The 12,642-nt window shown below is 41.9% G+C and carries 9 protein-coding genes and 1 tRNA gene; 7 read left to right on the forward strand and 3 right to left on the reverse strand.

Annotated elements, in window-relative coordinates; all coding sequences use genetic code 11:
- Positions 1 to 205 precede the first annotated feature (205 nt).
- On the reverse strand, positions 206 to 550 hold the full coding sequence (locus PR795_RS09500) for a YceK/YidQ family lipoprotein (RefSeq protein ID WP_036959671.1): 345 nt from the start codon (positions 548 to 550) through the stop codon (positions 206 to 208).
- A gap of 326 nt (positions 551 to 876) precedes the next feature.
- Here PR795_RS09500 and PR795_RS09505 point away from each other — a divergent pair, with 326 nt between their 5' ends.
- Positions 877 to 2,535 carry a putative transporter gene (locus PR795_RS09505; protein WP_006659592.1) on the forward strand — a complete coding sequence of 553 codons (1,659 nt, stop codon included), beginning with the start codon at positions 877 to 879 and terminating at the stop codon, positions 2,533 to 2,535.
- A gap of 219 nt (positions 2,536 to 2,754) precedes the next feature.
- Here PR795_RS09505 and PR795_RS09510 read toward each other — a convergent pair whose 3' ends face one another.
- Entirely contained in the window at positions 2,755 to 4,011 is a 1,257-nt protein-coding gene (locus PR795_RS09510; protein WP_181480499.1) for a valine--pyruvate transaminase, read from the reverse strand.
- Positions 4,012 to 4,216: 205 nt separating this feature from the next.
- Positions 4,217 to 4,780: a DNA-3-methyladenine glycosylase I gene (locus tag PR795_RS09515; RefSeq protein WP_006663058.1), complete on the reverse strand. Its 564-nt coding sequence runs from the start codon at positions 4,778 to 4,780 to the stop codon at positions 4,217 to 4,219.
- 200 nt (positions 4,781 to 4,980) lie between these two features.
- Here PR795_RS09515 and glyQ point away from each other — a divergent pair, with 200 nt between their 5' ends.
- The 6 genes from glyQ (at position 4,981) to dppC (ending at position 12,637) form a co-directional block, all read left to right on the forward strand.
- Positions 4,981 to 5,889 carry a glycine--tRNA ligase subunit alpha gene (gene glyQ, locus PR795_RS09520; protein WP_006659589.1) on the forward strand — a complete coding sequence of 303 codons (909 nt, stop codon included), beginning with the start codon at positions 4,981 to 4,983 and terminating at the stop codon, positions 5,887 to 5,889.
- Positions 5,890 to 5,898: 9 nt separating this feature from the next.
- Positions 5,899 to 7,968: a glycine--tRNA ligase subunit beta gene (glyS, locus tag PR795_RS09525; protein ID WP_006663057.1), complete on the forward strand. Its 2,070-nt coding sequence runs from the start codon at positions 5,899 to 5,901 to the stop codon at positions 7,966 to 7,968.
- A gap of 231 nt (positions 7,969 to 8,199) precedes the next feature.
- Positions 8,200 to 8,276: transfer RNA gene (locus PR795_RS09530), tRNA-Pro, on the forward strand.
- Positions 8,277 to 8,915: 639 nt separating this feature from the next.
- The gene (dppA, locus tag PR795_RS09535; protein ID WP_036959677.1) at positions 8,916 to 10,526 is read left to right on the forward strand and encodes a dipeptide ABC transporter periplasmic-binding protein DppA; all 1,611 of its coding nucleotides are present in this window, start codon (positions 8,916 to 8,918) and stop codon (positions 10,524 to 10,526) included.
- Positions 10,527 to 10,703: 177 nt separating this feature from the next.
- Positions 10,704 to 11,723, forward strand: coding sequence for a dipeptide ABC transporter permease DppB (gene dppB, locus PR795_RS09540; protein ID WP_006659585.1), 1,020 nt, complete (start codon positions 10,704 to 10,706; stop codon positions 11,721 to 11,723).
- A gap of 11 nt (positions 11,724 to 11,734) precedes the next feature.
- Entirely contained in the window at positions 11,735 to 12,637 is a 903-nt protein-coding gene (dppC, locus tag PR795_RS09545; protein ID WP_006659584.1) for a dipeptide ABC transporter permease DppC, read from the forward strand.
- Positions 12,638 to 12,642: the final 5 nt, after the last annotated feature.

Genomic DNA, 12,642 nt, shown 5'->3' on the forward strand with positions numbered 1-12,642 from the left:
AATAAAAGGCAAAAACTTTCATTAAATGAAATGTGCGATATGAAATGAAAAGTATTGGTTAAAACTAATCATCGCGGTATTAAATAGAATAGATTAAAGGAGATGATAAATCGTTCAATGAAAGAATAAAATATTAAGCCAAATTAAAACAACGTTATTAATGAAACAGAAATATTATATTCCTAATTGGAGTGTCGAATAAATACTATTCAATAATGGGCTTTTCATTATGTTTTTTTGATTCTTGTTGCTTATCAAGTTGTTCTACGCGCTTTTTTGGTGATTCAGCGGTTTGAGAATCGCTGGAATGCATATAATCAATAGGGATTAATAATGTATCTACAACAGCTGTGAACGGTAAATCAATAATAAGTAACGGTTTAACAACCCAGCCAGTATCTTCATGTTGCAACATATCAATACTATTTTTAGTGCCAGGATAATAACTATCGGTAGGGCCTGCATGAGTCATAATACTTGAGCAACCGCTCAATGTAAAAATCAATGATGTGGAAAATGCTAACGACCTAAAAAAAATCAAGCTTGGCATATAATGTTGACCTACATTGAGAGGGGCTTTGTCTAACTTGATATCATGATAACTAAAAACAAAAAATTCACAATCTCGGGAACCTATTATTATTTAAGATACACTCTGAATAATAGTTCTTTTTTGTATTATTTTATGTCGGTCATGTTAATAATTAGCAATGGAATTGTTTTATTTGTGGAATTAAGCTGCGCGATTGAATTGCTGTGAACTGTGCTCTATCACACAACTTCCCTTGTATTTATTTGGCACAATCGATTCAGTTATAAATGTAATACTCCGTATGTCCCATATTTTGGTTACTGTCGTCAAAAGGATAGCGGTCTATGAGTGAATTAGCGCTTACAGTCAGTTTATTAGCCTTAGCTGCCGCATTAGGCTTATGGATAGGTAATTGGAAAATCCGCAATGTGGGTTTAGGGATAGGTGGCGTTCTCTTCGGTGGGATCATCGTTGGGCATTTTGCACGCAGTTATGGCTTGTCTCTCAATAATGATATGCTGCATTTTATTCAAGAGTTTGGTCTTATCCTGTTTGTTTATACCATCGGGATACAAGTGGGACCCGGCTTCTTCTCCTCTTTGCGCGTTTCAGGCTTAAAACTTAACGGCTTTGCGTTGATGGTGGTTATTTTAGGTGCAGTCGTTACCGCTATTATCTATAAAATTGCCGATATTCCTTTACCGATTATTTTAGGTATCTTTTCTGGTGCTGTAACGAATACACCTTCCCTAGGTGCGGGGCAGCAAATCCTTTCTGATTTAGGTTCTGATCCTAGTTTGATCGGTCAGATGGGAATGGGATATGCCATGGCTTACCCTATGGGTATTTGCGGTATTCTTTTAGTGATGTGGCTAGTGCGAATTATTTTCCGCATTTCAGTAGAAAAAGAAGCATCAGAGTTTAATAGCACAAATGTTCAGCATAGAGACTTATTGCAAACCATGAACATTGCGGTACGTAATAGCAATCTTGATGGTTTGATGATTCAAGATATTCCTATGCTAGGTAATGAAGAAATTGTTTGCTCGCGGCTCAAGCGTGGTGAAATGCTTGTTGTGCCTCAACCAACAACGGAAATCCATCTTGGTGACTTACTGCATGTGGTTGGGCAGAAAGAGGACTTAAATAAAGTTCGTTTAATTTTAGGGGAAGAGGTAGACGCATCATTATCAACATCTAGCTCCGTATTACACTCAGTCCGAGTCGTGGTCACTAATGATGCAGTGCTAAGTAAGCGACTAAAAGAGTTGAATCTGAAGCAAAAGTACGATGTGGTCGTGACGCGTTTGAATCGAACGGGTATTGACCTGATGGCGAACAATAATTCAGTGCTGCAATTCGGTGATATTCTGAATATTGTTGGGCGCCCAGAGTCGATTGAAGCGGTAACGGCTTTACTGGGTAATGCGAAACAAAAATTACAACAAGTTCAAATGTTACCTGTGTTTATTGGGATTGGCTTAGGTGTTGTTTTAGGCTCGTTACCAATTTTTGTTCCGGGCTTTCCTGCTGCATTGAAATTAGGTTTGGCAGGGGGACCATTGGTTGTGGCTTTGATTCTTGGTCGAATAGGTACTATTGGGCGGTTGTATTGGTTTATGCCACCAAGTGCAAACTTAGCATTACGAGAACTGGGGATCGTGATGTTCCTTGCCGTGGTAGGATTAAATTCAGGTGGCAGTTTTATCGAAACTCTTATTCAAGGTGATGGGCTCAGGTGGATTGGTTATGGGATATTAATTACATTTATCCCGTTGTTCATCACGGGTCTAGTTGCTCGTATCTTCGGTAAAATGAATTATCTAAGTTTATGTGGAGTACTCGCAGGTTCAATGACAGATCCTCCTGCATTAGCCTTTGCCAATAATATTCACCCAACGAGTGGAGCTGCGGCGCTTTCCTATGCAACGGTTTACCCATTAGCAATGTTTTTACGCATTATTTCACCGCAGTTATTAGCCATTTTATTTTGGGCGTTATGACGATGGTTGAATGGGAAAATGGGATGTGGAGAAAAAGTATCCGTCTATATAAGGGTGTAATTGGGGCTTGTTCTCGCCATAACTGATATCAGAAAAGTGGTTTAATAACCGCGAATAACATTTGTCATGAACAAATATATTCGATTTCAATTATGGAGTTCTCGCTAATTTTGGCCCTTTCCTTGATGGAAAGGGCTTTTTTTAATCTATTAATTAGACCTAGTGTTCAGATTCTTGATAGGCTTTTTCTAACTCTTGAGCGAGGATTTGAATGCCTTGCTCAATTTTTTCTGGCTCAGGTACATAATTCATTCGCATACATTCATGTGCATGTTGCCAATCCTCTTCAAGCCCTGGGAAGAAATAGTGCCCAGGAACCATCAACACACCACGTTTTTTTAAACGACGGTAAAGTTCCAAACCGCTAATTGGCATATCTTTAAACCAGAGCCATAAGAAAATAGCGCCTTCAGGCTTATGGATGAGGCATCTATCTTCAGGAATGTAGCGGCGAATGATTTTAATAACTTCTTCAACACGCTGTTTATAAAATGGACCAACAATATTTTGAGATAGTTTAAATAAATCATCACGCTGTAGCATTTCAAGTGCGATGCTTGGACCAATACCTCCAGGGGCAAGGCTAATGATGCCATTCATATTGCTGATAGCATCAATTAAATCCTCACTACCAATGATGATGCCGCAACGTGTGCCCGGTAGACCCAGTTTTGACAGGCTCATGCACAGAATAATGTTTTCATTCCAAAATGGAGTGGCTTCACTAAAAATAATACCGGGGAAAGGAACGCCATAGGCATTATCAATCAGTAATGGAATGTTGTGCTGCTTCGCCAATTGATCAAGGTGCAGAACTTCTTCATCTGTAATCACGTTTCCTGTTGGGTTGGTTGGACGTGATACACAAATAACCCCAATGTCTTTCGTGATCTCTAGTGTATTAAAATCAACATGATACTTAAATTGTCCATCCGGTAAGAACTCAATTTGTGGCTTGTTAGCAACAAAAAGATCTTCATCCAGTCCTGAATCTGCATACCCGACATACTCTGGTGCGATAGGGAATAGAACTTTACGGGAGATACCATCTTCAAAGCGACCAGCAAGTAAGTTAAATAGATAGAAAAACGCACTTTGGCTACCGTTTGTTAGCGCAATATTTCGTGCACTGATATCCCAGCCTAGTTTCGCTTTTAGAGTTGCTGCTAGCGCTTTCAACATGGCATCTTTGCCTTGAGGACCATCATAATTGCATAATGTGTCGGTTAATTGACCATTTGCACACATCTCTGCAAGGAGATCCTGAAAGTATTTGTCCATTTCGGGGATATGAGCAGGATTCCCACCACCCAGCATAATAGCGCCGGGGGTTCGAATGCCTTCATTCAAGTCTTTCATTAATTCTGAAATACCTGAATTCTTAGCAAATTTATTACCAAATTTAGAGAAATTCATTGTGTTTTTTCACGTCTATTGATGAGTTTGTTAATGGAATTTCAAACATACCGCGCTACCATCTGGAGTTCAATAGCATAGTTGCAGTTATTTTTCGTATAAAATATCAAATATTACTAATAAATTGGTTTTTTGAATTAACTTGTGTGTTAAATGTAGTTTATTTGAATTGCAATTTATTCGATTATTATGGATAAACTCTGATTTATTTATATTGGCAACAACTTACTAAATGATCATTAACCATACCAGTGGCTTGCATAAAGGCGTAGCAAGTCACCGAACCAACAAATTTGAAACCTTGCTTTTTTAGTGCGTTAGAGAGCGTTTTAGACAGTTCTGTTTCCGCAGGAACTTGGGATGATTCAGTCCAGTTATTGACTTTAGGTTGATGATTAACAAACGCCCAAATAAACGTCGAAAAATCCTCACCGTGGTTTTTCATGGATAGATAAGCTTTAGCATTGGAAATAATCGCATTGATTTTTAATCGGTTACGGATAATGCGAGCGTCTTGCATCAATCTGTCTACATCGGTTTCATTCATTAAGGCAATTTTTTCGGGATCAAATTGATGGAATAGTTCTCGATAACCTTGGCGTTTTTTCAAAATGGTATACCAAGACAGCCCCGCTTGTTGCCCTTCAAGGCAGATCATTTCAAATAATTGGTGATTATCTTTGGTGGGTTTCCCCCATTCATTATCGTGGTAGGCAATATATTCAGGGTCTTGGTTAACCCAATGGCAGCGAGTGGGCAATGTTTCCATTTTTCATCCTTTTTCTAATTATGTTCAGCTTGTGAGCAAGAATAGAATCTTTATACTGTATAAAAATACAGTTTTAAAGGGGTGAAATTAATTTTTTTTCTTTTTAGAATGATTACATATGTATTCATTGCTGTATATCTGGCGGTCAAAGGGTATACTGGTCACTTTCTTAAATTTCACGTATCGCGTGCGGATCTAACATGCAAAAGTTTGATACCAAAACCTTCCAAGGTCTTATCCTGACATTACAGGACTACTGGGCGCGCCAAGGCTGTACCATTGTTCAACCACTGGACATGGAAGTCGGCGCTGGTACTTCACACCCAATGACGTGTTTGCGCGCTTTAGGTCCAGAACCTATCGCAGCAGCTTATGTTCAGCCATCTCGTCGACCAACCGATGGTCGCTACGGTGAGAACCCAAACCGTTTACAACACTATTACCAGTTTCAGGTGATTATCAAACCTTCACCTGACAATATCCAAGAGTTGTACCTAGGCTCATTAAAAGAGCTGGGTATTGACCCTACAGTCCATGATATCCGCTTCGTTGAAGATAACTGGGAAAACCCAACATTAGGTGCTTGGGGCTTGGGCTGGGAAGTGTGGTTAAATGGAATGGAGGTGACTCAGTTCACTTATTTCCAACAAGTAGGTGGCTTGGAGTGTAAACCGGTTACCGGTGAGATCACTTACGGTCTTGAGCGTCTTGCGATGTATATTCAAGGCGTTGATAGCGTGTACGATTTGGTTTGGTGTGATGGCCCTCTAGGCAAGACCACTTATGGTGATATTTATCATCAAAACGAAGTTGAACAATCTACTTATAACTTTGAGCATGCAAATGTTGAGTTTTTATTCAAATGCTTTGAAGAGTATGAGAAAGAAGCTCAATACCTGCTCGCTTTAGAAACGCCACTGCCACTGCCGGCCTACGAGCGTATTTTGAAAGCGGCTCACACCTTTAACTTACTGGATGCCCGTAAAGCAATTTCAGTAACCGAACGCCAGCGTTATATTTTACGCATTCGCACCCTGACTAAAGGGGTCGCAGAAGCTTATTATGCTTCTCGTGAAGCGCTGGGTTTCCCTATGTGTCATAAGAACTAAGAGGCTGTCATGACTCAACAGACTTTCCTTGTGGAAATCGGTACAGAAGAGTTACCGCCGAAGGCTCTTCGTTCTCTTGCAGAATCATTCGCAGCCAACTTTACGGCTGAATTAGATAGTGCAGATATTACTCACGGTGCGGTGAATTGGTTCGCTGCACCTCGCCGTTTAGCGTTGAAAGTAGAAAGCTTAGCCGCAGCTCAGCCAGATCGTGAAGTTGAAAAACGTGGTCCAGCGATTTCGCAAGCGTTTGATGCGGAAGGTAAACCAACAAAAGCAGCTGAAGGTTGGGCACGTGGTTGCGGTATTACAGTCGACCAAGCGGAACGCTTAACAACCGATAAGGGTGAATGGTTACTTTATCGTGCTCAAATGAAAGGGCAGCCTGTCAGTGAATTACTGATTGATATGGTAAGCCGATCTCTGGCGAAATTACCTATCCCTAAATTAATGCGTTGGGCAGATAAAGACACTCAGTTTGTGCGTCCTGTTCATACGGTCACGTTACTGTTGGGTAGTGATGTCGTTAACGGTGAGATTCTTGGTATTAAGAGCGACCGTATTATTCGTGGTCACCGCTTTATGGGGGAAGCTGAATTCACCATTGATAACGCGGAGCAATACCCAGAAATTTTACGCACACGTGGTAAAGTGATTGCGGATTACGCTGAGCGTAAAGCGATAATTATTGCGAACGCAGAAAAAGCAGCTAAAGCGTTAGGCGGTAAAGCAGATCTCACAGACAGCTTAGTTGAAGAAGTCACCTCTTTGGTTGAATGGCCAGTGGTACTAACAGCAAAATTCGAAGATAAATTCTTAGAAGTTCCTGCTGAAGCATTGGTGTACACCATGAAGGGCGACCAAAAATATTTCCCTGTCTATGATGATGCTGGCAAGTTAATGCCAAACTTTATCTTTGTGGCAAATATTGAGTCATCAGATCCTCAGCAAATTATTTCCGGTAACGAAAAAGTTGTTCGCCCGCGTTTAGCGGATGCGGAGTTTTTCTTCAAAACCGACCGTAAACAGCGTCTAGAAGATAATTTACCACGTTTAGAAACTGTACTGTTCCAGCAACAGCTGGGAACCCTGCGTGATAAAACTGACCGTTTAGAAGCGTTAGCGGGTTGGATTGCAAGTAAAATCGGTGCAGATGTTAATCATGCAACTCGTGCTGGTTTACTGGCAAAATGTGACTTAATGACCAACATGGTCTTTGAATTCACAGACACTCAAGGTGTCATGGGAATGCACTATGCTCGCCATGACGGTGAGTCAGAAGATGTTGCTCTTGCACTGAAAGAACAATATCAACCGCGTTTTGCGGGGGATGAACTGCCATCTACCGATGTTTCTGCGGCATTAGCATTAGCAGAAAAAATGGATACCCTCGCAGGTATTTTCGGTATCGGCCAGCATCCGAAAGGGGATAAAGACCCATTCGCTCTGCGCCGTGCGGCATTAGGTGTGTTACGTATTATCGTTGAAAAAGGCTATCAGCTTGATCTTGTGGAAATGACCCAAGAAGCTGTGCGTCTGTATGGCGATAAACTAACTAACAAAAATGTCGTGGAAGATGTGGTTGAGTTCATGCTGGGTCGCTTCCGTTCTTGGTACCAAGAACTAGGCTACAGCATCGATACCATCCAAGCGGTATTAGCTCGTCGCCCAACTCAGCCTGCTGACTTTGATGCTCGTGTTAAAGCAGTGACTCACTTCCGCTCTTTAGAAGAAGCACAAACGCTGGCAGCCGCCAATAAACGTGTTTCTAATATTCTGAGCAAGTCAGAAGAAAAACTCGCCGATAGCGTGTTAGCTTCTGTACTGAAAACCCCAGAAGAAGTGAAGTTAGCAACTCACGTTGTGGTACTGCAAGACAAGTTAGCGCCAATGTTTGCTGAACGTAACTACCAAGAAGCATTGGTTGAGTTAGCCTCTTTACGTGAAGTGGTTGATGAATTCTTTGCGAACGTCATGGTAATGGATGAAGATCCTGCGGTACGTATTAACCGTTTAACCCTGTTAAGCCAGCTTCGCGAGTTATTCTTAAAAGTAGCAGATATCTCTCTGTTGCAATAGGTTGATTTTTAGTCAGTTATTTTTGATTAAAAAAATGATTGAATAAATATTGCCTTCCCAGTGATTGGGATAAATAAGCGCTAAATATTTTTAGCGCTTATTTTTTTGTCCTAAAATAGGCTTAAAATTAAGAAACCATACCATTTTGATGGTTTTATCAGCATACGAACGGTTTTCACTAAAAATAGGGTTGACGATCCCCATTCTTGGCAGTATTATTCACACCGTTTTCGGCGAGTAGCGCAGCTTGGTAGCGCAACTGGTTTGGGACCAGTGGGTCGGAGGTTCGAATCCTCTCTCGCCGACCAAATTCCAAAACCCACCTCATAGAGGTGGGTTTTTTCGTTTATAGTTCCCTTCATTTTTCTTTTCTTTCTTCTGTTGTTCTTTGAACACAAATAAGACGATGTTTTTTCAGTCCATATCTTCAATTCAAATTCACTTCAAAGCACACTTTCATTATGCGATTGGTATTTTCACCCGTGATCTCGTGAAAATAGGAATATGATATATAAATTCGCTAATAATTATTTTTAGTATAAAAAACATGCAAAACAATCAGCTATCAAATAGTTTTATACAAATTCTATTTAGCGTTTTATGTTGCAGTTTTTTGTATTGCCCACCATTTCCGCTCAGTAATTCAGCACTTAATCACAAATATACAAATAATTAACGTCCTTATAAAAATCTATCCAGTAATGTTTCTGTGGTTATAACCGCTGGTTAATAAACATTTTCGTAACATATCAGGCTATATTTACACCAAAATAATCCGAAATGTGTCATTTAAGCCAAATTGTTACAGAGAATAATGCTATTGACGAAATGTATTCCAGTTGATTAATTGCACAGTGAATAACAAAAAAATACAGATACGACATCTGTCTTGTTCAAGGCGGATTTCAGTATTCGATAAAACAACATACACCACAGGAGCATTACCAATGACGCTCTCGATGAAAAAGACAGGTTTATTAACTGTAGGCTTAACATTAGCTGCTTTGGCTGTGTCTGCCTCAGTACAGGCTAAAACACTGGTTTATTGTTCTGAAGGTTCACCTGAAGGGTTTAACCCGCAGTTGTTTACCTCTGGGACAACTTATGATGCGAGTTCTATTCCTCTGTATAACCGCTTAGTTGAATTTAAATTGGGCACCACTGAAATTGAGCCTGGTTTAGCAGAGAGTTGGGAAGTGAGTGACGATGGCAAAGTGTACACCTTCCATCTGCGCAAAGGCGTGAAGTGGCATTCAAATAAAGATTTCAAGCCAAGCCGTGACTTGAATGCGGATGATGTTATTTACACATTCATGCGCCAGAAAGATCCAAATCACCCATATCACAAAGTTTCTGGCGGTAGCTATGAGTACTTCATGGGGATGGACATGGATAAGATCATCGACAAAGTTGAGAAAGTCGATGACAACACCGTTCGCATCACACTAACTCGTCCTGAAGCACCATTCTTAGCTGATATGGCAATGGACTTCGCTTCCATTTTATCTGCGGAATATGCTGATCAAATGTTGAAGGCGAAAACGCCTGAGAAAGTTGATTTAAACCCAATCGGAACAGGTCCTTTTGAGCTGCAACAGTACCAGAAAGATTCTCGTATTCTGTACAAAGCGAACAAAGACTACTGGGGCAATGTACCGAAGATTGATCGCTTAGTATTCTCTATCACTCCTGATGCATCAGTGCGTTATGCAAAACTGCAAAAAAATGAGTGCCAAGTTATGCCGTATCCAAATCCGGCAGACTTAGAACGCATGAAAGCAGATAAAGAAATTACGTTAATGGAGCAGCCAGGTCTGAACGTAGGTTACCTTTCTTATAACGTTGAGAAAAAACCACTGGATAACCAAAAAGTTCGCCAAGCGCTATCGATGGCTGTAAATAAAGACGCCATCATCCAAGCGGTTTATCAGGGCGCGGGTCAAAAAGCGAAAAACTTAATTCCACCAACAATGTGGGGTTATAACGACGCGATTAAAGATACCGAATACAACCCAGAAAAAGCGAAAAAACTGCTGGCGGAAGCGGGCTTCCCTGAAGGGTTTGAAATCGATCTGTGGGCGATGCCAGTACAACGTCCATATAACCCAAATGCGCGCAGAATGGCAGAAATGATCCAAGCTGACTGGGCGAAAATTGGCGTTAAATCGAAAGTTGTTAGCTACGAGTGGGGTGAATACCTGAAACGAGCTAAGAGCGGCGAGCCACAAACTGTAATGATGGGTTGGACTGGGGACAATGGTGACCCTGATAACTTCTTCGCGACATTGTTCAGCTGCGCAGCGAAAAAACAGGGTTCAAACTACTCTAAATGGTGTGATCAAAGCTTTGAAGACGTGATTCAACCTGCACGTATGACATCCGATCACAACAAACGTGTTGAGCTATACAAACAAGCTCAAGTGGTGATGAACGAGCAAGCACCAGCGCTGATCATCGCTCACTCCACGGTATTTGAGCCTGTGCGTAAAGAAGTGAAAGGTTACGTGGTTGATCCATTAGGTAAACACCACTTCGAAAACGTAGACATTGATAAGTAATTGTTTTTAATCTGTAAATGCCCTTCGTTGCCTCTTTGCAGCGGAGGGCGTTTTCTCCTCTGACATTCAGAAGAAACAGATAAATTTAGTTATTTGTGAGCAGATGAAAACGTTGTTTTTTCTGACCAGCCAAGCGGACTAAGAGCCGTCGACGGCATTATTAAAGAGACTCAGGATATGCTGCAATTTATCCTCCGACGATTCGGGCTCGTGATCCCCACCTTTATCGGTATCACGCTACTTACATTTGCTTTCGTTCATATGATCCCAGGTGACCCAGTCATGATTATGGCGGGCGAACGAGGATTATCTCCAGAAAGACACGCCTATTTAATGGCTGAATTAGGACTCGACCAGCCACTTTGGAAACAATATCTCCATTATCTGAACGGTGTACTGCACGGTGATTTAGGGATCTCCTTAAAAAGCCGCATTGGCGTTTGGGAGGAATTTTTACCTCGCTTCCTAGCCACGGTAGAATTGGCGACGTGTGCAATGATTTTCGCTGTTTCTGTGGGGATCCCTGTTGGGGTGTTAGCTGCGGTTAAGCGTGGTTCTATTTTCGATCACACAGCGATCGGTGTTTCATTAACAGGCTACTCAATGCCAATTTTCTGGTGGGGGATCATGTTGATCATGCTGGTTTCGGTCCAGTGGGATCTGACGCCTGTCGCCGGAAGGGTTAGCGACACGGTCTTCCTTGATGACTCTAATCCACTCACTGGATTCATGTTAATTGATACCCTCATTTGGGGGGAAGCTGGTGACTTCAAAGATGCGGTTGAACATTTGATTTTACCTTCTATTGTCCTTGGAACTATCCCGCTAGCCGTGATTGTGCGCATGACGCGTTCTGCCATGTTGGAAGTATTAGGGGAAGATTATATTCGTACTGCGCGCGCAAAAGGTGTCAGCCGTGCACGTGTGATTTTAATTCACGCGCTGCGTAATGCGTTGCTGCCGGTAGTGACGGTGATCGGTTTGCAGGTGGGGGTAATGCTTGCAGGGGCTATTTTGACCGAAACGATATTCTCATGGCCAGGATTAGGTCGTTGGTTAATTGAAGGATTACAACGTCGAGATTACCCCGTCGTTCAAGGGGGTGTATTACTCGTCGCCACCTTGATTATCTTCGTTAACTTAGTGGTTGATGTGCTGTATGGCATTGTTAATCCTCGTATTCGTCATAAAAAATAAGGAGCGCAAGAATGTCTCAAACAACTGAGTCTAAAGCTGTCAGCGCCCCGAAGCCGATGACACCCTTACAAGAATTTTGGCATTACTTTAAGCGCAATAAAGGCGCTGTCGTAGGTATGTTCTACATTATTTTGATGGTATTAATCGCTATTTTTGCTGGCGTATTAGCCCCTCATGCTCCAGATGAGCAGTTCCGTCAGGCGTTGTTGACTCCGCCAGTATGGGAAGACGGAGGTTCATGGGAGTTTATCCTTGGGACGGATGACGTGGGGCGTGATCTCTTATCCCGACTGATGTATGGCGCAAGACTTTCTTTGTTAGTCGGCTGTTTAGTCGTTGTGTTATCCCTGATAATGGGCGTAACGATTGGGGTGATTGCGGGTTATTTTGGTGGTGTGGTTGATGCGCTGATTATGCGTGTGGTCGACATCATGTTAGCGCTGCCAAGTTTATTATTAGCATTAGTTCTAGTCGCAATTTTTGGTCCTTCCATTGTCAATGCCTCGATAGCGTTAACCTTTGTCGCATTACCGCACTACATTCGTTTGACGCGAGCCGCGGTGTTAGTAGAGGTTAACCGAGACTATGTGACTGCTTCTAGAGTTGCTGGAGCAGGTGCATTCCGTCAAATGTTCGTTAATATTTTACCTAACTGTTTAGCACCGCTGATTGTGCAGGCGTCGTTAGGATTTTCAAATGCCATTCTAGATATGGCTGCACTGGGTTTTCTGGGAATGGGTGCTCAGCCGCCAACACCAGAATGGGGAACGATGTTGTCTGACGTGTTGCAGTTTGCACAAAGCGCATGGTGGGTTGTTACGTTCCCTGGATTAGCAATTTTATTAACGGTATTAGCGTTTAACCTGATGGGTGATGGTTTGCGTGACGCCTTTGATCCAAAACTCAAGCAGTGATGAGG

This window comes from Providencia sp. PROV209 (assembly GCF_028479485.1).
GTDB lineage: Bacteria > Pseudomonadota > Gammaproteobacteria > Enterobacterales > Enterobacteriaceae > Providencia > Providencia alcalifaciens.